This window comes from Rhodococcus sp. 114MFTsu3.1, from assembly GCF_000383555.1.
Taxonomy (GTDB): domain Bacteria; phylum Actinomycetota; class Actinomycetes; order Mycobacteriales; family Mycobacteriaceae; genus Rhodococcoides; species Rhodococcoides fascians_E.
In genome coordinates, this window is the sequence record NZ_KB911553.1 from 188,026 (window position 1) to 213,604 (window position 25,579).

At 64.7% G+C, this 25,579-nt stretch carries 29 protein-coding genes; 15 read left to right on the forward strand and 14 right to left on the reverse strand.

Going from position 1 to position 25,579, the window contains the following annotated elements; translation table 11 throughout:
• Nucleotides 1–2: 2 nt before the first annotated feature.
• Nucleotides 3–515, reverse strand: coding sequence for a DUF1990 family protein (locus tag H292_RS0118095; RefSeq protein ID WP_196806182.1), 513 nt, complete (start codon nucleotides 513–515; stop codon nucleotides 3–5).
• Nucleotides 472–1,476, reverse strand: a complete 1,005-nt coding sequence (locus H292_RS0118100; protein ID WP_027498906.1) for a DUF5914 domain-containing protein — start codon at nucleotides 1,474–1,476, stop codon at nucleotides 472–474. The genes H292_RS0118095 and H292_RS0118100 overlap by 44 nt, the downstream gene beginning before the upstream one ends.
• A gap of 118 nt (nucleotides 1,477–1,594) precedes the next feature.
• On the opposite strand from H292_RS0118100, the gene H292_RS0118105 reads away from it, so the two are divergent.
• Complete coding sequence (locus H292_RS0118105) at nucleotides 1,595–2,203, forward strand: DJ-1/PfpI family protein (protein WP_019667022.1); 609 nt, start codon at nucleotides 1,595–1,597, stop codon at nucleotides 2,201–2,203.
• On the forward strand, nucleotides 2,200–2,664 hold the full coding sequence (locus H292_RS0118110; RefSeq protein ID WP_020112303.1) for a MarR family winged helix-turn-helix transcriptional regulator: 465 nt from the start codon (nucleotides 2,200–2,202) through the stop codon (nucleotides 2,662–2,664). Before H292_RS0118105 ends, H292_RS0118110 begins: the two co-directional genes overlap by 4 nt.
• Here H292_RS0118110 and H292_RS0118115 read toward each other — a convergent pair.
• The 3 genes from H292_RS0118115 to H292_RS0118125 are packed head-to-tail and all read right to left on the reverse strand — an operon-like array spanning nucleotide 2,640 to nucleotide 4,110.
• Complete coding sequence (locus H292_RS0118115; RefSeq protein ID WP_026348118.1) at nucleotides 2,640–3,122, reverse strand: SRPBCC domain-containing protein; 483 nt, start codon at nucleotides 3,120–3,122, stop codon at nucleotides 2,640–2,642. The genes H292_RS0118110 and H292_RS0118115 overlap by 25 nt on opposite strands.
• Nucleotides 3,123–3,133: 11 nt before the next feature.
• Nucleotides 3,134–3,445: an AzlD domain-containing protein gene (locus H292_RS0118120; RefSeq protein ID WP_019667025.1), complete on the reverse strand. Its 312-nt coding sequence runs from the start codon at nucleotides 3,443–3,445 to the stop codon at nucleotides 3,134–3,136.
• A complete protein-coding gene (locus H292_RS0118125; RefSeq protein WP_020112304.1) occupies nucleotides 3,442–4,110 on the reverse strand; it encodes an AzlC family ABC transporter permease in 669 nt (222 codons plus the stop codon). The genes H292_RS0118120 and H292_RS0118125 overlap by 4 nt, the downstream gene beginning before the upstream one ends.
• 69 nt (nucleotides 4,111–4,179) lie before the next feature.
• On the opposite strand from H292_RS0118125, the gene H292_RS0118130 reads away from it, so the two are divergent.
• On the forward strand, nucleotides 4,180–4,728 hold the full coding sequence (locus H292_RS0118130; RefSeq protein WP_019667027.1) for a helix-turn-helix domain-containing protein: 549 nt from the start codon (nucleotides 4,180–4,182) through the stop codon (nucleotides 4,726–4,728).
• 54 nt (nucleotides 4,729–4,782) lie between these two features.
• Here H292_RS0118130 and H292_RS0118135 read toward each other — a convergent pair whose 3' ends face one another.
• Nucleotides 4,783–6,153 (reverse strand): MFS transporter, encoded by a 1,371-nt coding sequence (locus tag H292_RS0118135; RefSeq protein ID WP_019667028.1) that lies wholly within the window; start codon nucleotides 6,151–6,153, stop codon nucleotides 4,783–4,785.
• A 178-nt stretch (nucleotides 6,154–6,331) separates the two neighbouring features.
• Here H292_RS0118135 and H292_RS0118140 point away from each other — a divergent pair, with 178 nt between their 5' ends.
• A complete protein-coding gene (locus tag H292_RS0118140) occupies nucleotides 6,332–7,543 on the forward strand; it encodes a PucR family transcriptional regulator (RefSeq protein WP_019667029.1) in 1,212 nt (403 codons plus the stop codon).
• On the opposite strand, the gene H292_RS0118145 is transcribed toward H292_RS0118140, so the two are convergent.
• A complete protein-coding gene (locus tag H292_RS0118145) occupies nucleotides 7,530–8,612 on the reverse strand; it encodes a zinc-dependent alcohol dehydrogenase (protein ID WP_020112305.1) in 1,083 nt (360 codons plus the stop codon). The two genes, H292_RS0118140 and H292_RS0118145, sit on opposite strands and share 14 nt — an antisense overlap.
• Nucleotides 8,613–8,869: 257 nt before the next feature.
• Here H292_RS0118145 and H292_RS0118150 point away from each other — a divergent pair, with 257 nt between their 5' ends.
• The 6 genes from H292_RS0118150 to H292_RS0118175 all read left to right on the forward strand — a co-directional run bounded on the left by H292_RS0118150 (nucleotide 8,870) and on the right by H292_RS0118175 (nucleotide 16,098).
• Entirely contained in the window at nucleotides 8,870–10,039 is a 1,170-nt protein-coding gene (locus H292_RS0118150) for a thiolase domain-containing protein (RefSeq protein WP_019667031.1), read from the forward strand.
• Entirely contained in the window at nucleotides 10,036–11,625 is a 1,590-nt protein-coding gene (locus H292_RS0118155; protein WP_081631876.1) for an acyl-CoA synthetase, read from the forward strand. The genes H292_RS0118150 and H292_RS0118155 overlap by 4 nt, the downstream gene beginning before the upstream one ends.
• A complete protein-coding gene (locus tag H292_RS0118160) occupies nucleotides 11,622–12,503 on the forward strand; it encodes a PCC domain-containing protein (RefSeq protein WP_020112307.1) in 882 nt (293 codons plus the stop codon). The genes H292_RS0118155 and H292_RS0118160 overlap by 4 nt, the downstream gene beginning before the upstream one ends.
• Nucleotides 12,500–13,282, forward strand: coding sequence for an SDR family NAD(P)-dependent oxidoreductase (locus H292_RS0118165; RefSeq protein WP_020112308.1), 783 nt, complete (start codon nucleotides 12,500–12,502; stop codon nucleotides 13,280–13,282). Before H292_RS0118160 ends, H292_RS0118165 begins: the two co-directional genes overlap by 4 nt.
• A 2-nt stretch (nucleotides 13,283–13,284) precedes the next feature.
• Nucleotides 13,285–14,646 carry an FAD-binding oxidoreductase gene (locus tag H292_RS0118170; protein ID WP_212669384.1) on the forward strand — a complete coding sequence of 454 codons (1,362 nt, stop codon included), beginning with the start codon at nucleotides 13,285–13,287 and terminating at the stop codon, nucleotides 14,644–14,646.
• 204 nt (nucleotides 14,647–14,850) lie between these two features.
• The gene (locus tag H292_RS0118175; RefSeq protein ID WP_231383868.1) at nucleotides 14,851–16,098 is read left to right on the forward strand and encodes a reverse transcriptase family protein; all 1,248 of its coding nucleotides are present in this window, start codon (nucleotides 14,851–14,853) and stop codon (nucleotides 16,096–16,098) included.
• A 19-nt stretch (nucleotides 16,099–16,117) separates the two neighbouring features.
• On the opposite strand, the gene H292_RS0118180 is transcribed toward H292_RS0118175, so the two are convergent.
• The 3 genes from H292_RS0118180 to H292_RS0118190 form a co-directional block, all read right to left on the reverse strand.
• The gene (locus tag H292_RS0118180; RefSeq protein WP_020112311.1) at nucleotides 16,118–17,494 is read right to left on the reverse strand and encodes a serine hydrolase domain-containing protein; all 1,377 of its coding nucleotides are present in this window, start codon (nucleotides 17,492–17,494) and stop codon (nucleotides 16,118–16,120) included.
• A gap of 74 nt (nucleotides 17,495–17,568) precedes the next feature.
• Nucleotides 17,569–17,751: a hypothetical protein gene (locus H292_RS0118185; RefSeq protein WP_051104983.1), complete on the reverse strand. Its 183-nt coding sequence runs from the start codon at nucleotides 17,749–17,751 to the stop codon at nucleotides 17,569–17,571.
• A 101-nt stretch (nucleotides 17,752–17,852) separates the two neighbouring features.
• Nucleotides 17,853–18,815, reverse strand: a complete 963-nt coding sequence (locus tag H292_RS0118190; protein ID WP_020112312.1) for an aldo/keto reductase — start codon at nucleotides 18,813–18,815, stop codon at nucleotides 17,853–17,855.
• 64 nt (nucleotides 18,816–18,879) lie between these two features.
• Between H292_RS0118190 and H292_RS0118195 the strand changes: the two genes are divergently transcribed.
• Nucleotides 18,880–19,794: an aminotransferase class IV gene (locus H292_RS0118195; protein ID WP_026348120.1), complete on the forward strand. Its 915-nt coding sequence runs from the start codon at nucleotides 18,880–18,882 to the stop codon at nucleotides 19,792–19,794.
• 3 nt (nucleotides 19,795–19,797) lie between these two features.
• Here H292_RS0118195 and H292_RS0118200 read toward each other — a convergent pair whose 3' ends face one another.
• From H292_RS0118200 to H292_RS0118210, 3 genes are read right to left on the reverse strand one after another with little or no spacing between them, the layout of a single operon-like run.
• Nucleotides 19,798–20,928: a serine hydrolase domain-containing protein gene (locus H292_RS0118200; protein ID WP_230620999.1), complete on the reverse strand. Its 1,131-nt coding sequence runs from the start codon at nucleotides 20,926–20,928 to the stop codon at nucleotides 19,798–19,800.
• Nucleotides 20,929–20,954: 26 nt separating this feature from the next.
• Nucleotides 20,955–21,653, reverse strand: coding sequence for a 3-keto-5-aminohexanoate cleavage protein (locus H292_RS0118205; RefSeq protein WP_020112314.1), 699 nt, complete (start codon nucleotides 21,651–21,653; stop codon nucleotides 20,955–20,957).
• 50 nt (nucleotides 21,654–21,703) lie between these two features.
• Complete coding sequence (locus H292_RS0118210; RefSeq protein ID WP_020112315.1) at nucleotides 21,704–22,270, reverse strand: TetR/AcrR family transcriptional regulator; 567 nt, start codon at nucleotides 22,268–22,270, stop codon at nucleotides 21,704–21,706.
• A gap of 93 nt (nucleotides 22,271–22,363) precedes the next feature.
• Here H292_RS0118210 and H292_RS0118215 point away from each other — a divergent pair, with 93 nt between their 5' ends.
• From H292_RS0118215 to H292_RS0118230, 4 genes are all read left to right on the forward strand, one after another.
• Nucleotides 22,364–23,203: an alpha/beta fold hydrolase gene (locus tag H292_RS0118215; RefSeq protein WP_026348123.1), complete on the forward strand. Its 840-nt coding sequence runs from the start codon at nucleotides 22,364–22,366 to the stop codon at nucleotides 23,201–23,203.
• A 66-nt stretch (nucleotides 23,204–23,269) separates the two neighbouring features.
• Nucleotides 23,270–23,968: a YoaK family protein gene (locus H292_RS0118220; protein ID WP_020112316.1), complete on the forward strand. Its 699-nt coding sequence runs from the start codon at nucleotides 23,270–23,272 to the stop codon at nucleotides 23,966–23,968.
• A gap of 36 nt (nucleotides 23,969–24,004) precedes the next feature.
• A complete protein-coding gene (locus tag H292_RS0118225; protein ID WP_020112317.1) occupies nucleotides 24,005–24,601 on the forward strand; it encodes a TetR/AcrR family transcriptional regulator in 597 nt (198 codons plus the stop codon).
• Nucleotides 24,598–24,945 carry a DoxX family protein gene (locus H292_RS0118230; protein ID WP_019667047.1) on the forward strand — a complete coding sequence of 116 codons (348 nt, stop codon included), beginning with the start codon at nucleotides 24,598–24,600 and terminating at the stop codon, nucleotides 24,943–24,945. The genes H292_RS0118225 and H292_RS0118230 overlap by 4 nt, the downstream gene beginning before the upstream one ends.
• Before the next feature lie 82 nt (nucleotides 24,946–25,027).
• On the opposite strand, the gene rraA is transcribed toward H292_RS0118230, so the two are convergent.
• Nucleotides 25,028–25,516 carry a ribonuclease E activity regulator RraA gene (gene rraA / locus H292_RS0118235; RefSeq protein WP_019667048.1) on the reverse strand — a complete coding sequence of 163 codons (489 nt, stop codon included), beginning with the start codon at nucleotides 25,514–25,516 and terminating at the stop codon, nucleotides 25,028–25,030.
• Between the last annotated feature and the right edge of the window lie 63 nt (nucleotides 25,517–25,579).

Consider the following 25,579-nt stretch of genomic DNA (forward strand, 5'->3'; position numbering starts at 1 on the left):
GCTCAACGGCGAAGCGCCGCGACGTAGCGATCGGTGATCCGCTGCTGCGCCCAACGACCCACCGGACCGGCCAGCTGCGCGTACCAGGTCCCGGGCCGGGAGAAGGCTGTGATCACGACGTAGACATCGCCGGCGTCGAACTCGACCAGGAAAGACTCTTCGCCGCATTCGGGGTGGCCGCCCAAGGTGCCGTAGGCGAAGCCGATGCGGTCGGGCTCGTCCACAACGTAGACGACCTCACACCTGAACCCCGTGACCATCGACACCGTCGACCCGACTTCCACCCGACCACGAGACGGCTGCACCCGAGGCAACGATTGCCGGTGCATCTCCCAGGTCATCAGCGTGTCAGCTGCAGCGTCGAAGGCGGTGCGTCCCGAGCCGATCAGTTCACGTCGACGGACGTGGTGATAGCCGTCGGGCAAGATCCCGGAACGCGTGGCGCCGACCTCGTCGTAGTTCAGTCTTCCGTCAGAGCCCCTTCGACCGGAGCATGTAGCGACGCTCTGCGTAATCGAGGTCGTCTTTCCACAGCCTGGCGGCTGTCCAGCCCATCGGCGGACGCAACAACGGCGCCACGCGTCGGGCAATCCGGAAGCCCTTGCGGTCGGAACTGGCGACGGTGGCTTCGATGACGGCGGTGCGGGGCTTGCCGTCGGGGCCGGGGCCAATCGGGGTCGCGTGGGTTTCGACGACGCTGCCGGCGCCCTCGCCGTCGACGATGCGCATGACGATGGTGCGTGGGCCCGGGCAGACGAATTCGGCTGTCACCGGGACGCCGACGCCGCGGCTGACGCGGAAGGTGACGTCGACGAGGAAGCGGTCGTCCTCGTCGGGGACGTCGATGTCGGTGGGGGCGTCGAGTACGCGGAGCCGGGCGAACGAGTACGGGTGGAACCACGCACCGTGCCACGGGTCGAGTCGGTTGGCGACGACGTCGTCGGGCTCGCAGATGCCGGTCAGGGTGATCACGGCGTCGACGCTCGTGGCGGCGGGCGGCCGGACGGGTACGAGGGGCGCATCCGTGGGTTCTTCACCGCCGAGGTCGTCGAGGCGAACCCAGACGAGGATGCCGTCGTCGAAGGCAGGGAAGGGGCGCCAGCCGGGGCGTCCCTTCGGTCCGAGTGGCATGCCGTGCCAGAGGCAGATGAGGGTGTCGCACTCGATCTTCGCCTTGTCGAGCGGCGCACCGAGGTGCGGGCAGGATCCGGGTGCGATGTGGATGCCGCGGTTCTCGTCGCGCCAGGCCACCAGCTCCATTCCGTCGACTGTCCTGCCGAAAGGTTCCTTGGTCCCGACATCGCGGCTCGCGGCGAAGACGAACCAGTTACCCGACGGCCGGGTCTTGGCTCGCTTCAACGCCGATTCGATGACTTGGGGATTGGCACCCTTCCACGTGGGCTCTTGTTTTGCCCATGATTCGGAGGGAAGCGGCTGCAGCGGGAGGCTCTTGGGCCAGCGAGCGCGGACGACCATGACTCCAGTATGCCCGTGTGTAGTTGCGTGTACCTGGAGACGGCGTCCCGCGGGCGCCGTTGACAGTGTCCTGTCGTGGCCGTAGATTGACAGGACACTGTCAATCACGGAGGTAGTCATGCCGAAGAACATCGTTCTCTACGCGACCGACACGATGGCGGACTGGGAGTATTCGTATCTCGTCGCCGGCATTGCCATGGCCAACGAGCAGGGCGACGAGCGCTACCGCCTGCGGGTCCTGTCCGACGGTGGCGGACAGGTCACCAGCCTCGGCGGAATCAGGATCCTGCCCGACGGCGACCTCGCGGATCTCGACACGGCGGATGTCGCGGCGTTGATTCTTCCCGGCGGTGCCACGTGGGGTGAAGGACACGACAAGGTTCTGGGCCTGGCCGTGGACTTGCTGGACCGCGGCGTCACCGTCGGCGGCATCTGCGGTGCGACGCTGGGGCTCGCACGGTTCGGCGTGTTGAACTCCCGGCCGCACACGAGCAATGCTCCGGAATTCCTCACGGCAGCACAGCAGTACACCGGCACCGATCGGTACCGCGACGAGCGCACCGTCGCCGACGGCACTCTGATCACTGCTCCGGGAACGGCGCCGCTCGAGTTCGCCAAGGCTGTGTTCGAAGCGTTGGAACTGTTCCCGCAGAGCATCATCGACGCCTGGTACGGGCTCTACACGACCGGCGAGAAGAGGTACTACGAGCAGTTGGCCGGGGCATGACCAGAACTCCCGCCGGTGATGCGTTGACGTCCATCGTGCTTCCCGCCTTCGAGCTGAACGGTGAATTCCTCGCTGCTGCACAGGACATCGCAGCACCCGCAGGTCTGACGCCTGCCTGGTGGCAGGTATTGGGCGCGACCCTCGACGAACCTCTCGCCGTAGCCGAGATCGCCCGTCGCGTCGGCCTGGGGTTGGCACGCCAGAGTGTGCAACGCACCGCGGACATCCTCGTCGATAATGGATGGGCGGAATACGTCGACAATCCCCGGCATCGACGGGCGAAGCTGCTGCAGCCGACCGAGCGCGGGCGCGAGACGGTGGCCACGTTGCGAGACGATCAGCATGCCTGGGCGGACGCCGTCGGCGAGGAGGTCGGCGCCGACGAGATCGCGCGCGTCGCCGAGGGCATCGCCAGGATCATCGCTGCCTCGCGGCGCTACCGGGGAGTGAGCGACTCGTAGTACCCCTTCTGGGCGGGGTAGTACTCCTCGAATGTCGGTAGCTCGGCGCCTGTCCGTGATGCGATCAGCAGGTCGAGGTAGTACTCCCAGCCGGGCCCGATCTCACCGACTCCGTCGGTGCTCTCGCGATGGTGAATCAGGGTGACGGTGGTGATCGGACCATCCCCGGTCAGGACGAGTTCGAGCGCCCATCCGTCGGTGGTGGAGACCGCAAGTCGCCGCGGTGGCTCGCAGGCGTCGATGTTCATCTCCATCCACGGCTCGCCGTCTTCGAACACCATCTGGACGCGGATTCGATTGTCCGCGAGCCGCTCCCACGGTCCGAACCACAGGGCCGTCCGATCGGAAACGGTGGCGCTGCTCCACACGTCGTCGCGGCTGGACGTGATCTCGCGGATGATCTCCACGTCGACGCCCGATGCGGTGGCGCGGAGGAGGCCGGTGGGGGTGGGATTCATGGCGCCCATTATCACGCAACTCCGAACCATCGGAGCGTTGCTGTCGTCGCGGCAGCAGCCACGACGATCGTCACGAACGATGCTGTGCGCCAAGCAAGGACCGCGGCGACAAGCACTCCGGCCGGGCAGGCGAACCCGGCGAAACCGTAGTCCACGATCAGTGCGGACGTCGCGATCAACGCCACGAAGATGACGGCCACCGCGATGGACACCAGTCGCTCGACGCGGGGCGAGATCGTCGTTCGGCTGCGGAGGTACGGTCCGACGAGCCGAAACGCCAGGGTTCCCGCCGCGAGCCCGACCATGGGAAGCACGTAATTCATGCCGTTGCCTTCGTTGCGACGAACGCGGGCACCACCGCTGCCAGCGCGAGCAACACCGGCAGGCCCGGCGGCAGAATCAACGCCGCGGCTACGGCGATCACCGCGCCGAGCAGAGCGGTGTTCCTCGTGAGTGGATCGCGGAGTGCTGGAGCAACGAGCGCGATGAGCACCGCCGGAAACGCTGCGTCCAGTCCGAGAGCAGCGGTGTCGGTGATCCTGCCACCGAGAAATGCCCCACCCAGCACGCCGATGTTCCACGCGACGAACAGGCCGACGCCGCACAACCAGAACGTGGATCGTCGACGCTGGGGGTCGGGCTCGGCGGCCGCGAACGCCACGCTTTCGTCGGTCACGAGGTGCGCCCCCAGGATCTTGCGAGGCCAGGACACTCCACCCAACGAATCTCCGACGGAGTACCCGAGCGGAATCAGCCGTGCGTTCACCAGTAGTGCGCCGGCCATCGCGGCGAGCGGATTTCCCCCTGCTGCGAGCACTCCGACGACGATGAACTGGGCCGCACCGGCGAAGACCAGTACCGACATCGCCAGGGGAACCCACATCGGAAGGCCTGCGCCGACGGCGATGGCCCCGAACGACGCACCGACGAGGCCGTCGGCGAGGCAGACGAGACCGATGTCGCGGCGGGTTCGCCAGATCGAACGCATGGACAGAATAATGAACCCCGTGTGCTGTGTTCGTCAAGATGGACGCTTGTACCGATAGAGTGAACAACTATGTCCGCCCCGATCGCCGCCATCGCCGCGTCACTGCACCGCGAACGAACGAGGATGGGACTGTCGCTGGCCGAGCTCGCCCGACGCGCAGGAGTAGCCAAGTCGACCTTGTCCCAGCTCGAATCGGGAACAGGCAACCCCAGCGTGGAAACGCTGTGGGCGCTGAGCGTGGCACTGAACGTCCCGTTCGCTCGGCTGGTCGAGCCGGTGAAGCCACGCGTGCAGCTGATCCGAGCAGGTGACGGGCCGAAGTTCTCCTCCGACACAGCCGACTACGTAGCGACGCTGCTCGCCTCCTGCCCACCGAACGCACGCCGCGACATCTATTTCGTCAGCGCACAGATCGGCGAGCCTCGAAGGTCCGACCCACATTCACCCGGCGTCGTCGAGCACGTGATCCTGTCCGCCGGCCGAGCACTCGTGGGGCCCACCGACGAGCCCGTCGAGCTCCACCCGGGCGACTACATCAGCTACCCCGGCGACGCGCCCCACATCTTCGAAGCCATGAACGCCGACACCACAGCAGTTCTGGTGTCCGAGCACGTGTGAACAAAGAGCCGGCCGTCACAGCGTCTGCGACGGCCGGCTCATGGGGGCGCGGGATCAGACGACGGCCGTCTCCGATTCGTCGTGCTTCTGCATCGTGCTGTCCACCAGACGCCTACGTACGACGAACAGCAGGGCGACGGACATCGCCATGAAGCCGCCGACGACCCACAGTCCCGCCTTCGAACTTCCGGTCGTGTCGAGGAGCCAACCGGTCATGTACGGGGCGGCCAGCCCTGCGGAAGCGCCGATGGTGTTCACCAGAGCGATGCCCGCGGCAGCTCCGGCGCCGGTCAGGAAGGTGGTCGGCAGGTACCAGAAGATCGGGAGGGCAGAGAAGATACCGACAGCGGTGATCGTGATGACGACCATCGTCAGGAACGGCGAATTCATGTACATGGCTACCGGAACGCTGACTGTCGCAAGCGCGGTCGGTGCGATGAGGTGCCACATACGTTCGCGCAGACGGTCGGAGCGACGAGTCCACAGAATCATCGATACCGAGGCAATCAGGAACGGCACGGCGACGATCAAGCCGTTCTCGGCGATGGAGAACGTCGTGTCGAACTGCTGCGCGAATCCAGCCACGATCGTGGGCAGGAAGAAGCTGATGGCGAACAGACCGTAGCCGATGCCGAAGTACGTCAGTCCGAGAAGCCAGACTGTCGAGTTGCGCAGAGATTCGCGTACCGAGACGTGGCCGGTGGTTGCGGTCTGCGACTGTTCCGTCTCGATACGGCGGTCCAGCCAGTTGCGCTCGTCCGCGGTCAACCATTTGGCGTCCCGCGGGCGATCGGTGAGGTAGAACCACGCGGCGATGCCGAGCAGCACCGTCGGGATTCCCTCGACGAGGAACATCACCCGCCAACCCTCCAGTCCGAACAGACCGTGCCAGTACTGGATGATCGCGCCGGAAATCGGAGCGCCCAGCGCGCTCGACAGCGGCAGGGCGACCATGAACACACCGACCAGTCGAACTCGAACTGCACGCGGGAACCAGAACGTCAGGTAGAGCATGATGCCGGGGAAGAAGCCGGCCTCGGCGATACCGAGGGCGACGCGAGCGATGTTGAGCCAGGTCGCATTGGGAACGAACGCCATGAGGGCCGCGATCAGACCCCACGAGACGAGGATGCGAGCGATCCAACGCCTGGCGCCGAACTTGTGCAGTGCCAAGTTGCTCGGAACCTCGAGGAGTATGTAGCCGACGAAGAATAGACCGCTGGCCAAGCCGTACATCGTCTCGGTAAGGCCGAGGTCCTCGCTCATCGTCAGCTTCGCGAACGAGATGTTCGTACGGTCGATGTAGTTGAGGAAGTACGCGAGTCCGAGGAACGGGATCAGCCGCAGCGCAACCTTGCGCATGACGCGGTTGGCCATCTGATTCTCCGGCACCGACTCGTCGGGTAGGTGGGTGCGTGACGCCATTGCATCGCTCCAGTCTCGTTCTACGAAGCCCGTCGAATTGTGGCGGGCTCACACACCTTGCTCCCATAGTGACCTGTGTCACGACCGTTGCGTGACGAAGCTCGAGGGATCAGTTTCCTCTATTTGTCGAACCCTGGCACTCGGGGTTCGACGAAGTCGTGAGGGCTACGCTTTGCCCATGTCGCGAGACGCCGTTCAAGCAGTCGTCGACCGGTTCGCCGACGAGCTCGGCAGGTCGGTCGTGGTGAACGACCCGGAAGTCCGGATGCTGTTCGCGAGCCGCCACTTCGGCGACGAGGACCCGGTCCGAATCCGCGCGATGCTCAATCGGGACGCCGGGAGCGAGGCCATCGGGTTTCTACTGTCCAGCGGGATTGCCCAGTGGACTCGGCCAGGCCACGTCCCAGGGTCGGAGGCGCTCGGTCTGCACGCCCGTGTGGGAGTTCCGATTCGCTGGCGGGGTGAGATGCTCGGAATGATTCTGGTGATGGACGCCGGCAGCACCATCACCGACGAGGACCTCGGGCGCATTGCTGAGGTGGCTGCTGAAATCGCACCGCTGATGGTCGGTGATCGCACGCCCGAGGACTCGGCGCGCTCGGAAGCTCTCGTTGCTGATCTGCTCGGAACGGACGAGGCAGCCAGGGATGTGGCACTCGCCGAATCGACCGTCGCGGCCGGGTCTGTGCGGGTCGTCGCAATTTCGCTACGCAACGTCAAAGATGCCGAGCTGACGGCGATCGCCCTTCGTCACGCCCTGGTAGCCGCGCGTTCTCGAAGCCGTGGTGACGCGCTGCACAGCGTTGTCGGTGAGGTCGGTTACTTGGTGTACCTCTCGACGGCCGCGCGAGATCTGGAGACCGTTCTCGCCGAGACCAGGACGATGGCGCGCGACGCCGGGGACGTGGCGGGCAAGGGGGCGACAGTCCACGCTGGGGTCGGGGCTCCCGCTTCAGGACTGTCCGAAGCCTGGATTTCGGCGCGTCAGGCCGGACTGGCGGCGACGGTCGCGCGCCGCATCGGTGACGATCACGTCGTTGCATGGGAACGTGCAGGGGTCCTGGGAGTGCTCGCGAGGATTCCGTTCCCCGAACTCGACATCACAGCTGTACCGGACGAGCTGCGCCGTCTCGCAGAGGTCGATCGCTCGGGCCGGCTGATCGAGACGCTGCGCGCGTTTCTCGATCATGCGGGGTCCGGTCCGGGTGCGGCGGAGGCGCTGTTCATCCACCGCACGACGTTGTACTACCGTCTCGACCGGATCCGCGAGGCAGTCGGTGTCGACTTGGACGACGGAACGGTCAGGTTGCACCTACACCTCGGGTTGCGGGTGGCGGATTTGATGCGAGCCGAGGGAATCGACCCGTTCCCGGCGCTCACCGCGCGCTGAGTGCTCCTTCTGACAAGTGGCGGTGTGCCGGTACACCTTGCGGATAGAGAACCACCTTGCACGCGTTGCCAGTGAGCAATTCGATTGCGGTGTCCACCTTTTCGAGTTCCAGGCGGTGCGAGATCAGCGAGTCCAGATCGACTCCGCCAGAGGCGACCAAAGCGGTCAGCTCGGTCCAGGAATCCCAGATACGGCGCCCGAAACTGCCTTTGAGAGTGAGGCCGCGGCTGATGAGATGGCGAGTGGCGCTGACCTCCAGCGCCCGGTTCGTCAACCCGATGCTCATCACGGTGCCTTCTCGACGAGTCACCTCCAGTGCGGTCTCCAAGGCAGGCATTGCTCCTGAGCACTCGAGGACGAGGTCGACGCCCCCTGCCGCCCCGGTCAGATCCCGCACCCGATCGACGAGACCTTCGCCCGAGTTCACGAGTGTTGCGCCCAAGGACTCGGCCATCGCACCGCGGTGAGGATTGGGCTCGACCACCAACACCTCGGCGCCCTTCGCTCGCGCGATCTGAAGTGCGGCGAGCCCGATCGGCCCGGCTCCGCTGACCAGTACGTGCGCGCCGTCGAGGCTCATCCCACTGCGTTGGACGGCATGCATGGCACTGCCCGCGGGCTCGAGAAGTGCCGCCGCTTCGAGGCTCAGCTCGTCCGGTAGACGAAAGCAGGTCGACGCGGGCAGCACGACCTGTTCAGCGAACGCACCGTCGATCGTCAGACCCAGAAGGTCCATGCGGAGGCAGTTGTGCGCGTTTCCGCGAACACACTGGAAGCACTCCAAACACGCGACGTGAGTTTCGACGGCCACTCGGTCGCCGACCCTGAAACGTTGGACATCGGGAGCAACCTCGACGACGGTGCCTGCGCATTCGTGACCGGTGACGACGGGTAGACGAAGACCGAGATCTCTGACGGCTGGACCGTAGTCGAATGTTTCTCGGTCGGTACCGCATACCGATACCGCCCCCACCTCGATCCGTACCTGCCCTCGGCCGAGTTCGGGCTCGGGGTGGTCGGTCACCAGGTCGAAGCCTGGTGCAGGTTCGGTCTTGAGCACTGCGCGCACGTCATACCCCTCGTCGTGAATCGGTGTGGGCTCAGTGTGGGCGTGACGCCGATCACGGGGCATCGAGCGCGGAGTGAGGAATCGGGGCGCCGTTTCCTCCCGCTGTAGAAACGGCGAAATTCGACAACGGGAGGAATTCGGTGCTCGGCCTCTCGTCCGGCGGCGGTGCACCTGGCTCCGATTCGCGACGAACATGACAGGCATCGAGGACGTGACCTGCCTCACGCTCCGTACGCACCGCAACGAGAGGTTCCACCGTGACTGCACCGCACATCATCGGTTGGGCGCATACGCGCTTCGGAAAGAGTGAAAGTCCGGACGTCGAATCGCTGATCGCCGAGGTGTCCCTAGCCGCCATCCAGGACGCCGGTCTCGACGACGCGGATGTGGACATCGTCACGGTCGGAGTCTTCAACAACGGCTTCTCGCGTCAGGGATTCGAAGGCGCACTGGTCGGGGCAGGCCAACCCCGTCTCGCTCTCGTGCCGTCCACCCATGTCGAAAATGCTTGTGCAACGGGGTCTTCGGCGCTGTACACGGCACTCGACAGCCTCCAGGCCGGTCGCGGACGGGTGGCACTCGTCGTCGGCGCGGAGAAGATGACCGCCACCGCGAACGACACCGTCAACGACATCCTGCTGTCCGGTTCGCACCGGGCCACCGAGGAGCAAGCGGGCAGCTTCGCCGGAGTGTTCGCGGGCCTGGCCGACCAGTACGCCGACCGCTACGACGATCCGCGTGATGCAATGGCGCGGATCGCGGCCAAGAACCACCGCAACGGCGTCGACAACCCGTATGCGCACCTGCGACGCGACCTGGGATACGAGTTCTGCTCCACCGAGTCGTCCAAGAACCCAGCCGTGGTCGGACGACTACGACGCACCGACTGCTCGCTCGTCAGCGACGGCGCAGCGGCAATGATCGTGGCACTGCCAGAGGTGGCTTCCGCTGCCCGGCGGTCGGTGCGCATCATCGGCCGTGCGCATGCCAACGATCATCTGGCCATCGCACGGCGAGCGGATGCGCTGGCATTCGACGGCGCGGCGCGGGCGTTTCGCGGTGCACTGCTCGACGCGGGTGTCACTCTCGACGACCTGGATCTGTTGGAGACGCACGACTGCTTCACCATCGCCGAGCTTCTCCAATACGAGGCGTTCGGGTTAGCTGCACCGGGCAAGGGCGCCGAGGTGTTGGCCGAGGGCCGTACCGAACGCGACGGGATACTGCCGGTCAATCGATCCGGCGGGCTGAAGGCGAAAGGCCACCCGCTCGGCGCCACCGGCGTGTCGCAGCACGTCATGGCAGCGATGCAATTGGTCGGAGAAGCAGGCGACATGCAGTTGCCGTCACCGCAGCGCGCAGCGGTCTTCAACATGGGCGGCGCAGCCGTCGCCAACTACGCAACAGTATTGGAGACGGTCGGATGAGATCCCTACGTAGAGCAGCGAACCTGGCCGAAGTACTCCGTCAGACCGCGCGACGGTTGCCGGACGGCATCGCCCTTGTCCACGGAGACGTCCGCTGGACGTGGCACGACCTGGACCGGCGTGTCGACTCATTGGCCGCTGAACTGGAGCGCCGAGGCGTCGGCAAGGGCGACGTCGTCATGCTCGACAGCCCGAACCATCCCGAGTTCGTCCAAGCGATGTATGCGACGTGGCGAATCGGAGCTGTTCTCGCGCCGGTCAATTCGCGCCTACACGACGACGATGTCGCGGTCATCGCCGGGGTCTGTCGTCCCAGTGCAATCGTCGCCCACAGCTCGACAGCATCACATGTCGACGCCGTGCGTGCGTGTGGTGGGCTGAGCGCGGGTGTGTTGTGGATCGAGGGTAGCGACGCCGATGCGGTTGCAGCCGTCGACGAATCGACGCCAGCCGCGCCAGTGGCAACCTACGAGGGCGAACCGGCTTGGTACTTCTTCACTTCGGGTACCAGCGGGACACCGAAGGCCGCGATCCTCACGCATGATCAGCTGGGCTTCGTCGTCAACAATCATCTGGCCGACTTGATGCCCACCACAGATCGTCACTGCGTCTCCCTGGTCGTGGCACCGCTCTCCCACGGTGCGGGTGTACACATGCTGCCGCAGGTGGCCCGCGGTGCGGCGACGGTGCTACCTCCGTCGGGGAGTCTCGTGCCCGCGGAGGTGTGGGGCCTCGTCGAGTCCGAACGAGTGACCAACATGTTCACCGTGCCGACGATCCTGAAGGTGCTCGTCGATCATCCGTCGGTGCACCAGCACGATCACTCGTCGTTGCGACACGTCATCTACGCGGGCGCGCCGATGTACGCACCCGATCAGAAGAAAGCTCGGGAGACCCTGGGAGAGGTTCTCGTGCAGTACTACGGGCTCGCCGAGGTGACGGGGAACATCACCGTGCTGCCCAGTGCCGAACACGGTCGCCCAGTGCCGGAGGGGCTTTCGGCAGGAACGTGCGGCTATCCACGGACGGGGATGCTGGTGAGTGTGCAGGACGAGACGGGCTCAGAACTTGGACCAGGAGAAATCGGCGAGCTGTGCGTCGCCGGGCCCGCAGTGTTCGCCGGCTACCTCGACAACGACAACGCGAACGCAGAGGCGTTCCGCGACGGATGGTTCCGCACGGGCGATCTGGGTGTCGTCGACGAAGACGGTTTCGTGTACGTCACCGGCCGATCCTCCGACATGTACATCTCGGGCGGTTCCAATATCCACCCGCGGGATATCGAGGAGAAGATCCTGACGCACGACGCGGTCGACGAAGTTGCAGTCCTCGGTGTGCCGGACCCCAAATGGGGTGAAGTCGGCGTCGCGATCTGCGTGCTGCGAGAGGGTGCAGATCTCACCGCCGACCAGCTCTCCGACTGGCTCGGCGAGCGTATGGCCCGGTACAAACTCCCACGTCACATCTTGTTCCGTGATTCTCTCCCGAAGTCGGGTTACGGCAAGATCGTCAAGCGCACCATTCGAGACGAGCTCGCCGCGCAGGGGTGGGGGCCGTACTCGCAGACGTTGGTGAGCGCGTCGTGACCACCTCGACTGTCCTTGCAGCCCTGGTCCACCCAGGTCCCGTTGCCGACCACCGGCTCGAATCCGTGTCCAGCGCAGTACTCGTGAAGCGGGCATCGCTTCCGCCGGGAAGCAGGCTCGTCGACGCCATCGACGGCGAACTGGCCGAACTCGGTGTCGATTCTGCGCAGGTGGAGATACTCGGTGGACCGCTCGCACGGGTGTCCTACTGCGTCCCTGCTCTGTGTACCGACGGCTCTCGCGCGGCGTGGTACAGCGACACGATCGAGGCGACTGCGCCTGCCACCATCGTCGCAGGAAGCGCAACCGTCGGTCGCCGCGAGGGCGAGCGTTTCATGCACTGCCACGCCGCCTGGTACGACGCTCACGGTTCGCTGCGAGGTGGCCACTTGTGGCCGGACACGGTTGTAGGTGCGACTTCTGTCGAGGTGGTGATACGCGGATTCGCCTCCTGCGAGCTACGCAGCAAGCAAGACGACGAAACACTCATGCCGGTGTTCACGCCGTCAGCTGGTGACGGTTCGAGTACCGGGTCGGCGCGAGCGGTGATGACCCGCGTCCGCCCGGGAGTCGAGATTCACGATGCTGTACGAGAAGTGATGTCTCGAAACGGGTTCCGCCGTGCATCGGTCCGCGGCAGCCTCGGAAGTCTGGTCGGTGCGACCCTGCGGCGCGATGACGACATCGCCGTGGCGCCCGGCCCGGCCACCGAGGTGACGATGTCGGGTCATGTCGTCTGCGAGGGTGGCCGGCTCGTGGAGGTTCACCTCCCCACCTTCGTCGTCGACCGCTACGGGAAGGTTCACATGGGCGAGCTTGTCGAGGACGGAAATCTTGTCGCCGTGACGTTCGAGCTGTTGTTGGAAGAGCTCTTGTGAGCGGGCGGTTGGAAGGCAAGATCGCGCTGGTGTTCGGCGCAGGATCCAGTGGTGCCGCGGTCAGCAACGGTCGCGCCGCCGCGCTGACCTACGCGCGCGAAGGGGCCCTGGTGGCGGCGATCGATCGCAATGGCGACGAGGCCGAGCTGACAGCCGAGGAGATCGTCGGCGAGGGCGGAATCGCGGTCGCCTTGGTCGCTGACGTCACCGACGAAGAGCAGGTCCAAGAGGCAGTCGCACTGGCCACCGACAGATTCGGGCCGCCGGATGTGCTGCACAACAACGTCGGAGCGGCCACCGTCGGCGATATCACCGAGATGGACCGAGGCAGCTGGGACACGGCGATGGCGGTGAACGCGACGGGTGTTTTCCTCACCTGCAAACACACGCTTCCCGCGATGCTCGCGCGCAGGAGCGGATCTGTCGTGAACGTCTCGTCCACCGCGGGCATGCGGTACACCGGTTTCGACTACCCGAGCTACAGTGCGTCGAAGGGCGCGGTGAATCAGTTGACGGTTGCGCTGGCGCTGCAGTACGCGGCGCAAGGAATCCGGGTCAACGCGGTAGTGCCGGGACTGATCGACACCCCGCTCGTGTCGAGTCAGTTGGTCACCGATCCCGAGGTGTTGGCGGCGCGCCACGCGAGTAGTCCCACCGGACGCATGGGAACTCCGTGGGACGTCGCGAACGCTGCGGCGTTCCTCGCATCGGACGATGCGGCGTACATCAACGGGGTGTGCTTGCCCGTCGACGGTGGATTGGCGATGAGGGTTCTGTGACCATGCTCGTGCAGTCGATGATCGACACGTTGCCCGCGGACATCGTCGTCGACGACCCGGACATCGTCGCGGCGTACGCCCGTGATCAATCCAAGTTCACCGACGGCGGAATGCCCTTCGCCGTTCTGGTTCCGCGTACCACCGCCGAAGTCTCGGTGTGCATGGCCGCCGCGCATCGACACCGTGTCGCAGTGGTCCCACGTGGAGCAGGAAGCGGCCTGAGCGGGGCAGCGAACGCCACTGCGGGATCGGTAGTGCTGAGTCTGCATCGGATGAACACCATCCGTGAGATCGACGTAGCCAATCGACTGGCAGTGATCGAACCGGGAGTGATCACAGCAGACCTCCGTGCACGTGTCTCCGAAGCCGGATTGTTCTATCCCCCCGACCCCGGCAGCGTGGAGTTCAGCACGGTGGGGGGAAACGTCGCTACGAACGCCGGCGGAATGTGCTGCGTCAAATACGGAGTGACGGGTGACTTCGTACTGGGTCTCGAGGTGGTGCTGGCGGACGGCCGTGTGTTGCGCACAGGAAGAAGGACCGTGAAAGGTGTTGCCGGGTACGACCTCACGCATCTCCTGGTCGGGTCGGAAGGCACCCTCGGTGTCATCACCGAGATCACCGTCGAACTACTTGCTGCACCTCGCCCGGCGCAGACTCTGGTGGCATCGTTCCCGACGCTGGACGGCGCAGGTCGTGCGGTCGCGGAGATCACGTCGTCGGATCGCACGCCGTCGATGCTCGAAATCCTGGATCGCACCACTGTTCTCGCGGTGGACCGAATGTCGAAGATGGGTATCGAGCCGGGAACGGCTGCATTGTTGCTTGTCCAAAGCGACGACGTCGACGCCGAGGTTGTGCTCGCCTCGATCGAGACGATGTGCTCGCAGCACGGTGCGGTGGACGTGGTGGTCAGTGCGGACCAGGGGGAGGCCGCTTTGTTGTTGGAGGCGCGCAGGTTGGCGCTTCCAGCGCTCGAGCTCCTCGGCGACTGGCTCCTCGACGATGTGGCAGTTCCGCGTTCACGTGTCACCGATCTGATTGCCTCCATCGAGACGATCGCAGAGGAGGCCGGTCTGACGATCGGTGTTTTCGGCCACGCAGGTGACGGCAACCTGCATCCGACGATCATCTACGACGATGCCGACGCCGACAGCCGCGCGGCGGCGATGTCGGCGTTCGACGCGATCACGCGACGCGCGCTCGAGCTGGGTGGCACTATCACCGGTGAACACGGTGTCGGGAGGCTCAAGACCGGGTGGCTGACAATCGAGCACGACGAGACGTCGATGGCAGTGCAGCGGTCGGTGAAGGACGCCCTGGATCCTTCCGGAATTCTCAATCCCGGAGCGGTATTGCGATAGCTCTTCATCTGGCACAGTGGAGATCATGCAGCGGTGCACGGGCGAGAGTCGGTCCGCTGGGCCGATCTCAGGGGTAACCCCTGGGCGAGACAGAAGAACTGGTCACTGCGTCCGACGCCGGTCCGCACGCTCCGCGTGCTCGGCGGCGCCGAGTACACAAGATTCAGGTCGCCCGGCGCCGCTGCATGTACACCGGGTGCCTCGATGAGCCGTCAATTCAGCCCGCAGATGGCGGCGTGGCTCGCGTCGCTCGCTGCGGATGCTCTGTGGACGCGTAGTGGTCTGGAAGAGGCGTTCCTGCCGATTCTGGGTGAGAAGGCGCCGCGTCTGGCGGATCGTCTGATCGACCTGTCGCCGGTCGCGCCGTACGATCCGGAATCGCTCCGCGGACTCATCGCCGGACTCCCACTGCTACCCGAGCCTGCCACCGTCGAACCATCGCGTCGCACAGATGGTTTCAAGCCGTGGTTGTTCGAAGTCCCCCGGTACGCGAGTACCGGAGACCTGGCAGAATCGCTCGATCTGACGATCAGCGAAATCGAGTGGTTCACCGACGCACAGTCCCGGCTCCGGACGGCCGCGACGCCGCTTCGGCATTACCGCGTCACGCCCGTACCCAAGCGAGTCGGATTCCGAATTCTCGAAATACCCAAACCGCGGTTGCGTGAAATCCAGCGAAAGATGCTGCGACGCATACTCGACAACGTTCCAGCTCACAGTGCAGCGCACGGATTCGTCACAGGTCGAAGCCCACGCACGTTCGGAATTCCACATGCGGGGCACACCGTCGTGGTCTCGGTGGATCTGAAGGACTACTTTCCCTCGATCGGAATCGAGCGTGTCGTCGCGGTGTTCGATGCGCTCGGCTACCCGAAATCCGTGGCATGGAGCCTCGCCTACCTCTGTACGACGGCAACGCCCGCGGAACAGCTCGGCGGATTCCCCTACGCCACTGCATCGTTGCTGCGCACACGCCACCTGCCGCAAGGCGCGCCGACGTCCCCTGCGCTTGCCAACCTCGTCTCGCGGCGGCTCGACATTCGGCTGACCGCGCTGGCGAAGTCCCTGGGCGCGAGGTACACCCGGTACGCCGACGACCTGGCATTCTCCGGTGACATCGACGCGGACAAGATCATCTGGAGCGCGAGCAAGATCATCGCCGACGAAGGATTCGCGGTCCATCCGTACAAGACCCGCGTGCGTCGTGCACACAAGCGCCAGCAGCTCACCGGCCTGGTGGTGAACAACTGGCCGTCGGTGCCGCGGAAAGAGTACGACGCACTGCGCGCAATCCTGCACAACTGCGCCGTCACGGGGCCGGATCCGCAGAACCTGTCCGCGATCCCCGATTTCCGTGCGCACCTCTACGGGCGGATCGCACGAATCGGCGCGACGAGCGGAGTGAGGCGTCGGAAACTGCTCGAGTTGGCGGAACGAATCGACTGGGAGTGACCGCTGCGCTCTCGTCCCGTCAACCGCCGGTGCGTCGAGGCGTCTCCGGCGACACGGGCAGGCATGCGAACACCAGGCAACCAGGTGGGGCGTCGGACAGTGGCGGCGCTACCGGCCCGGTCGGAACGGCGGCGTCAGGGCCGAGCCCGAGAGTGCCGAGGAGGATGTCGGGGTCGAAGAAGCTGCTGACGTCGATGTCGCGGTTGAACGTCGGCTCGTAGGGGATCGACGGAAGGTCCTCGTCGGGCAGCGCTTCCCCGAGTGCACGAAAGAAGTTGGTGTAGAGCTCGCTGTTGGTGCTGGCGCTCAGAATGGTCGACAGGTCCGGAGAGACGTCACCGAGGACCCCGTTCCAGGTCACCTGGATGCCCAGGCTCGGAATGATGAAGTTGTTCTGCTGCAGGAAGCCCACCATGGCATAGGCGTCGTCGGGCATGCCTGCGAGCATCGGTGTGTTCAGCGTCTGTTGCGACGGGAAACTCGGACCGATGCACGGAGTGTTGTTCAGCCAGAACAAGTATCCGTAACACTGGTTGGCTTCTGACGGAGTCCGCAACTGCCGGATGTACTCACTGCCGATGATGCGCCGTCCGTTCCACGCGCCGTCGTTCGCCATGAGCATGCCCAGCCGTGCGAAATCGTTGGGCGGCAGGAACATCAGTGCAAAACCGTACGTGTGGCCCGTGCGATCGCGAGCCCAGTAGTAATCCTGCGGAGCAATGCCGATGGGATCGAACAGCTCTCGCTGCGCGAACGCCTGAAGATCCTCACCGACGGCATTCTCGACCACGTAGGCGAGCAGGTCAGGGCCTAGCTGTGAGTACTGGAACCGGCCCGGCTGCGAGATCGGCAGTGTCAGCGCCTGCGCTGGTGCGTCGACGCCGAATCCGAGGCCAGGAACGATGCCCTCGGCGACTATCCCTTGATCCATACCCGAACTCTGGGTGAGCAGCGCACGTACGGTGATCGCGCGGTGTGCGTCGTCGCCCTCGCCGGCGGGGAGGTACCGACCGATGGGTGAGTCCACGTCCAGCCGCCCCTGAGTGACAGCGACGCCGGCGAGCATCGAGACGATGCTCTTGGTCGAGCTCCACAGATGCCAGGGGGTGTTGCCGGTGACGTCGTTGAGCGGACCCGATCCGACGAGGCAGTTGTTTCTGAAGATCTGGATGTTCGTTCGCAACCTCGACGACGCGAAGTCGACCGCCCGCTGCACCGCGGCCGCATCCATGCCGACCTCCGCTGCCGAGGCACGCTCGAAACCATCGGCCGCGGCCTCGGGCGCAGAGCACGACCGTTTATCCGGCGGCGCTGCCTGACCCGGAACGGTCGTGCCGATTGCAAGCAGTGCCGTCGACACCGTCGTGACCAGTAGAAGTCGGAAGGCACGTCGCACCGAAACCCCCTGTGAGCCGAATCACTGTCGATCAGGTCTAGCACACAGCGCACGCGCGTACGGGCAGGATCGGCTTACGACGCCTCGGCCAGTTCGATCACGCCGACGCACTGGCATCCGCCGGTGATCTCCTCGCAGTCCAGCACCAGGAAATGACGGACGTACTCCATGTCCACGCAGTCCGGCTCCGTGCACTCGGCGTCGCCGACTGCGTGGATGACGAGCGTTCCTTCACAACGATCTTCGACGGTTCGCATCGACACTCCCTTCTCTTGCACGTCTTGGCCTGTAGCTCCATTGGTATCACCGGAGTCCGACAAGTTCGGGAGAAGGAAGGCGTGTTCGACGCCCGGAGCGATCAGTAACGCGCCCCCGCCGGGTCCGGGAGGTCGTCGAGAGTCTGCAGCTGAGAGGGGGTCAGGCGTACCGACGCGGCGCCTGCGTTCTCGTCCAGGCGTGACGAGCGCCGCGTACCGGGAATGGGGACGACGTGCTCACCCTGCGCCAGTACCCACGCCAGAGCAACCTGCGCAGGGGTGGCTCCCACCTCGTGACCGACGGCTGCGACGGCGTCGACGATGACGAGGTTCGCATCCAGGTTCTCCTGCTTGAACCTGGGTAGTTGTGCACGGAAGTCGTCTGCGGCAGGGGCCGTTCCACGGAAATTTCCGGTGAGAAAACCGCGACCGAGGGGTGAGAACGGGACGAAGGCGGCGCCGTTTCGTTCGGTCCACGCCAGCGACGTCGCGAGATGATCCCGCGTCCACAACGACAGTTCCGACTGCACCGCTGAAATGGGATGTACCGACTGCGCCCGATCCAGCTGTTCGACGGTGAACTCCGAAACGCCCAGTGCGCGAACCTTGCCGGCCTGCACCATTTCCGACATCGCGCCGATGCTGTCCTCGACGGGCACCGCCGGATCGGGGCGATGCAGGTAATAGAGGTCCACGTGGTCAACCCCGAGTCGCCTGAGCGAGTCGTCGATGGCCGAACGGAGGTGGTCCGGGTGACCGTTGGGGCCCGAAATGACCGGTTCCCCAGCGTCGCCGACGTGTGATTCGAGCCCGCCTTTGGTTGCCAGGGTCACCTCGTCGCGACGGGAGCCGATGGCTGCACCCACTACTTCCTCGTTGGTGAACGGTCCGTAGACGTCGGCGGTGTCGATGAAGTTCACCCCGAGATCGAGTGCGTGGCCGATGACGCGGTCGGGACTCTCGGAGTGCTCGTCCGCTTTGTATGCCCAGGTCATACCCATGCAGCCGAGGCCGATTGCGCCGACGCTCGGGCCGTTCTTCCACAGTGTTCGGGTGGGGACCATGACTACAGACCCTACGCCCGATATTCGCTGTCGCCCGTGCTGCGGCTGCCGATACCATCGCCGCATGGCTACTCCTCACGGCAAAGTGTTCTTCGGAAACGGCATCGTCGATGCCCACGACGCGAAGCTGGGGGTCGCCACTTCCGCAGTCCTGTACGGGCTCAGCGTGTATACGGTGTTCCCGGTGTACGTATCGGCGCAGACGCGCACGGCGTTCAGGCTGCAGGACCACTTTCAGCGACTTCTGGAGTCCTGCAGAATAATCGGGATCGACACGTTTGCGCAGCAGTGGACGTACGAGCGGTTCACCCAGGTCGTGCGTGAGGTCGTTCAGGCCAACGACCCTCAGCGCGAGGTGTACGTCAGAGCGACCGTCCACGTGGACGAGTCCATTCCGGGGACACGAGTCCGTGGTTTGAGCACCACGGTGTCCATCTTCCTGTACGACGCGGTGCCCATCGTCCCGCAAGACGGAATGCGCCTCAAAACCAGTGTGTGGCGCCGAATCCCGGACAACGCCATCCCATCGAGAGCCAAGGTCAACGGCGCGTACGTCAACTCCGTGCTCGCCAAGCAGGACGCCATCGACAGCGGGTTCGACGACTGCATCTTCCTCGATATCAACGGCCACGTCTGCGAGCTCAGCGCCGCGAACATCTTCCTGGTCAGAAACGGTGTCCTGATTACTCCCGACGTCACGAGCGACATCCTCGACGGCATCAACCGCCGGACCATCCTCACGCTGGCCCGCGAGGAAGGACTCGAAGTGCGGGAACGCGTCGTCGACCTCACCGAGCTGTACATCGCCGACGAGGTGTTCGTGTGCGGCACGTCAGCAGGAGTGGCGCCCGTCTTCCAGATCGACGGCCGAGCCGTCGGATCCGCTCCCGTGCTCGGCCCGGTCTCGGCGACACTGCGCAAGCGACATCAGGACGCGTTGACCGGAGACCAGGCGCACGGCTGGGTCACCGTCCTCTGACGTTCACGACGGGCAGGTGGCGGCGAGCCCGGCCACGAGACCGTTCAGGGCGGGTTGCTCCAACGGATCCGTCGCCGGGTCGATGGCCGACGCCGTCCATCCGAGAGTGACCTGCCTGCTGCCGTCGGGACTCGAGAACGACAGTGTGCGGTACCCGAAACCGTTACCGCGCTGACCGAACACCACCTCGGCCGCCCCCGGATTGCACGCGTCACCGCCGACGAGCAACCCCAGGCCGTACCCCGACGGGGTCACCTGCTGCATCTGGTCGACGAGCGTTCGCGGTAGCAGGGTCTCGTCGAAGAGAGCGCGAAAGAACGTGTTGACGTCGCCGACGGTGGAGACGACAGCTGCGCTTGCCGACCAGATCGACGGATCGACATCGCTGATGTCGACGAGGGTGTCACCTTCGAGGATGTACCCGTGCAGTCCGTCCTCCGGAATGGCGGCGACGCTCGGATAGGACGTCGACGTCATCTGTAGGGGTTCGAACACCCGCTCGTGCAACGAATCTGCGATGCTCCTGCCGTCGAGCTGAGCAACGATCTTGCCGAGTACGACGTAGTTGGTGTTGGAGTAGGAGAATTGGGCACCGGGAGCCGCGGGCCACGGCTGTGCCAGCGCGAGCGCGATCAGTTCGTCGTCGGAATAGGTGTCGTCGGCGGCCGCGACGAGCCCCGCCACGTCGGACGGCACGAGAGTCTCGAGATAGTTCGGCAGACCGCTGGTGTGATCGAGCAGCTGACGGACGGTCACCGGCTTGGGCAGAAGACCGGGAAGCACGTCGTCGACGGTTGTCTCCAGGGTCAATTTCCCCTCGTCGACCAACTGCAGAACAACGGCCGCCACCATGGATTTGGTGATACTGGCGATTCTCAGAGGATCCTCGGCGGACGCGGCCTCGTCGGACCCGCGTTCGACGACGCCCGCCGCGCCTTCCCACTCACTGTCGCCGTCCCGAAGGGCGATGACCGCGGCCGGCGCTCCGGCGCTCACCAACTGGTCGACGACGGCCTGGGCGTCGGCAGTGCGAATGGTTCCTGGATCGGTGGGTGCAGGCGAGCTCTGCTCAGCAGAACACGAGACAAGCACAAGGGCAGCTGCAAGGGGGAGTACTGCCGAGCGAAGGTTCACACTTCGGACATTACCGGCGGACTTCGTCAGACACGGAAAAATGCGAGCGCAGAGGTCACCAGGTCGGAGTTTCCGGTGGCAGGAGAGCCGTCGGGCATGGTCAGGGTGTCTTCCAGGCCGATGCGAGTGGCCAATCCCTGTGCGACGGCCGATCGTAGTGTGGCCCAACATGTGTCGTCCTGGCCGTGCAGCAGCAGCGGGACTCCGCTCGTGTCGGTGAGTGTGATCAGTTCGTCGGCGACGTCCGGGCTATCTCCCGGCTGGACTTCCAGTAAGGCCCGTATGCAGTCTCCGGTGAGGCCGGAGGCCAGCCATGCGCGTGCGGATGCGGCGGTCCACAGACCCGCCTCGACGCCGACGCCTCGGCGCATCAGCAGTCTTGCCAGATCCGCTGCGCCCTCCTCGTGCCAGTTGACCGACGCGAAATCGGGCAGGGTGGTCCAGGATTCGACTGCGGCCAGCCGGGATACGGCGCCGGGTGTGCTCCACGCTCCGGTAGTCACGCCGACCGGAACTCCGGCTGCGCGGGCAGCGCGAACTGCGGCGGCCACGTGTTCTGCGGCAAGCGAATCGGTGCCGTCCGGAGTCTTCGGATGTACGTGAATTGCCTCGGCGCCTGCGTTCACTGCGGTGATGGATTCTGCCCTGATCTGGTCCGGGGTGATCGGAATTGCGCTGTGCTCGGCCGGTGTTCGAGGGCCGTTGATGCACGCCTTCAGTCTCATCGGCCCAGACGCGCTCATCGGCCCAGACGCGCTCATCGGCCCAGCCGCGCTCATCGGCTGGCCGCGTCGAGGAGGACCGTCGCGGCTCGCTTTGCCGCGACGGCGGACTCGGGAGATTCCGAGATGGCTGCGGTGGTCTGCGCGCCCTCGGCAAGTAATGCGATCTGAAGGCCGAGATCCTGCGGGCATCCTGCCTCGACGGCCAGATCGGTCACGTACTCGACGAATTCGCGTTTGTGCTGGTGTGCAGCGTCGGCGACAGCCGGCATGGTTGCACCGAGCTCGCCGAACGAGTTGATGAAAGCGCAGCCGCGGAAGTTGTCTTCACGAAACCAGGCGTCCAGGAAGTCGAAGATGGAGAGGACCTTGTCTCGCGGCGAATCGTGCTTGGAGGCCTCCATCAGGATGCGCTCGTTCCACACCGCGGTCCGGCCGGCAAGTACCGCGGCGACGATGTCCGACTTGGACGGGAACAGCGAGTACATGCGTTTGAGCGAGATCCCGGCGGCGGTCCGCAGTTCGTCCATGCCCACTGCTTGAACGCCACGTGTGTAGAAGAGCTCGTCAGCGGCTACCAAGACGGCCGATCGTGCGTCGCTCGCTTCCACTGCCACCACCTCCTTGCGCAGAGAACCATCGTTCTCTACCGTAGTCCATGACGGGAGAACGACCGTTCTCCGACCGGAAGATCCCGAGGGAAAGGCAACAACATGGCTTTCGTCAATGTGGGCACGGAAAACAGCACACCTGTGGACGTCTACTACGAGGATCACGGCAGCGGGCAGGCAGTGGTGCTCATTCACGGCTACCCGCTCGACGGCAACTCCTGGGAGCGCCAGAGCCGGGAGCTTCTGAAAGCCGGCTACCGGGTCATCACGTACGACCGTCGCGGATTCGGCAAGTCCAGCAAGCCCGTGACCGGCTACGACTACGACACCTTCGCCGCCGACCTGAACGCGGTCCTCACCGAACTCGACCTGACCGACGTCATCCTCGTCGGCTTCTCGATGGGTACCGGGGAACTGGCACGCTACGCCGCCAAGTACGGCACGGACCGCGTCGCGAAGTTCGCGTTCCTCGCATCGCTCGAGCCGTTCCTGCTGCAGACCGACGACAACCCGGCAGGCGTCCCGCAGTCCGTGTTCGACGGAATCGACGCAGCCGCTCGCGAAGACCGCTTCGCGTGGTTCGACAACTTCTACAAGGACTTCTACAACCTCGATGAGAACCTGGGCAGCCGCATCAGCGAAGCAACCGTGCGCGCCAACTTCGCCACCGCGGCAGGAAGCGCACCGGTAGCGGCCTACGCCGTGGTCCCGACGTGGCTCGAGGACTTCCGCGCAGACGTGCAGAAGGTGCGCGAATCCGGCAAGCCCACTCTGATCCTGCACGGCACCAAAGACAACATTCTTCCCATCGACTCGACGGGACGCGAATTCACCAAGGCATTCCCCGAGGCTCGGTACGTCGAGGTCGACGGTGCCCCGCACGGACTTCTGTGGACCCACTACCAGGAAGTCAACGAGGCTCTGCTGAACTTCGTCAAGTAACCAATATGAGTGGAAATGTAGGCCAGAGCCTACATTTCCACTCACGAAGCGGGGTAGCATCCGGCCGTGCCGGAAGACACTCCACAGCCGGTCGTGACGTCGGAGTCCGTGCGACTCGGCGTCCTTCTGGCGGCAGTCGGCGGGTTCGTCGACGTCTACACCTTCATGACGCGCGACGGCGTGTTCGCGAACGCTCAGACCGCCAACGTGGTCCTCTTCGGTATCGATGCCGCAGGGGGCCATTGGCGGTCCGCGGCGGGATACCTCCCGCCCTTGGTGGCATTCGTTTTCGGTGTCTTCGTCGCCGAGTCCATGTCCAGCCCCGGCTTGACGCGGGTCGTTCGTCGGCCGATCCGTGCCGTCCTCGTGATCGAGATCCTGGTGCTGTTCGTCGTGGGCTTCGTCCCGGAGTCGGCACCGAATGCCGTTGTCACGGTGTCCATTTCCTTCGTTGCCGCTCTGCAGGTGACGACATTCAGGGTGCTCGTCGACCAGGCCTTCAGCACGACGATGACCACCGGCAACCTTCGTAGCTTCTCTCAGGCGATCTACCACCGACTGTCCGACGGTGACACCGCCGCCGGACTGCGTGCCGTCAACTTCGGATCGGTCATCGCGGGGTTCCTCGCCGGTGCCGTGCTCGGCGCCTTCGCGGTACGAGTCCTCGGCGTGGGCGCGGCCTGGGTCGCGTCGGGAATGCTCGTCGTCGCGCTCGCCCTGTTCCTGTTCGACGAATGGCGTGGGGTTCCGCGGGTGCGCCGCTGATTGACGCCGTCCACACGTCGGTCTACTCTACTGAACATGTTCACTGAACGTGTTCAGTCACGGAATCATCAGAAGGAAGCGACACGTCAGAGGGTTCTGACCGCGGCGGACGCGCTGTTTCGGGAGATCGGTTTCGACGCAACCACCATCCGGTCCATCGCCGCATCCGCGCAGGTCAGTGTCGGCACCGTGATGGCCGTTGGCGACAAGAACGCCATTCTGGTCGCTGTCTACGACGAATGGATTGCCGACGTCCACCGACAACGCAGCGTCGCCGGACGGGCCGATGTCTCTGCTCAGGACAATGCTCCCGCCGAGGTGCTGGGGCTGTTCCTGCCGTTCCTGGAACACTTCGCGCGCGACACCGCCCTCTCTCGGGTGTACGCGTCGATCATCGTCGGAGGGCGCGTCGACTCAGAAATCTTCAGATCGTTGGGCCTCGCTCTGACCGACGAAATCGAGCAGACGCTTCGGCGTGCGGGTCACGATTCCACCCGTGCAGTCCAGGGCGCCCAGGTCATCTATTTCGCGTACCTCGGAATGCTTATGTCCGTCGGAGTAGGCGACGACCTGAATCGACTCAAGGGAGTCATCGACTTCGTGACCAACCAATCCGATGGGGGAGAAAGATGATCGACTACTGGTGGCTCACAGCGCTTCTCGCGATGGTACTGCTGATCGACGCGCTGATGTCCATACGGCCGCCGATGTTCATCGTGAAATGCCTCGACGGGGTCGGGTTTCCGCGTGACTGGTGGTGGACGCTGATAGTAGTCAAGCTCGCCGCAGCCGCCGGCCTCGCCGTCGGACTCGCATACCCCGGTGTCGCGTCGGCCGCGAACGCCGGAGTGATCGTCTATTTCCTCTGTGCAGCCTACGCACACTACCGCGCACGGTTCATGACACAAGAGTTCTGGATCAATTGCCTTGGCATGCTGGGGTTCTCGATCGTCGTTCTGGTTCTGTCCAACGTATGACCGATCCGAAGCGGAATCCACCCACCTGTTGTGCGTTCCGAGGGCTGACGGACGCACAACAGGAGGGTGAATGTTCGGCAAATTACACGACGACCACGCCGTCGGAGTCGCTGTAGACGATCTCGCCCGGATTGAACGTGACACCGCCGATTTCGACCGGAACGTTCTTCTCTCCGGAGCCCGTCTGGGTGCTCTTGCGGGGATTGGTGCCGAGTGCCTTCACACCGATGTCGAGAGTCCGCAGAATCGCCGAGTCCCGGATGGCACCGTTGACGATGACCCCGGCCCAGCCGTTGGAGACTCCCTTGCCTGCGATGATGTCGCCGACGAGCGCGGTGTGAACGCTCGCATCGCCATCCACCACCAGGACTCCACCGTTACCCGGCTCACCGAGAGTCTGCTTGACGAGCAGGTTGTCCTGGAAGCACTTGATCGTCGTGATCGGTCCGGCGAACTCGGTGTTCTTGCCGAACTGAATGAATTGTGCATCGCAGCTGCGGATTTCAGGCCCGATCTCGTCGGCCAGGTCAGCAGTTGCCTTGAATTCGACGGAAGTCATACCGGACAGCATAAGTGCGTCGTTCCTGCAGGCTCACTCCTGCCCATCGGAGTCGTTCCTGCGGGCTCCACTCCT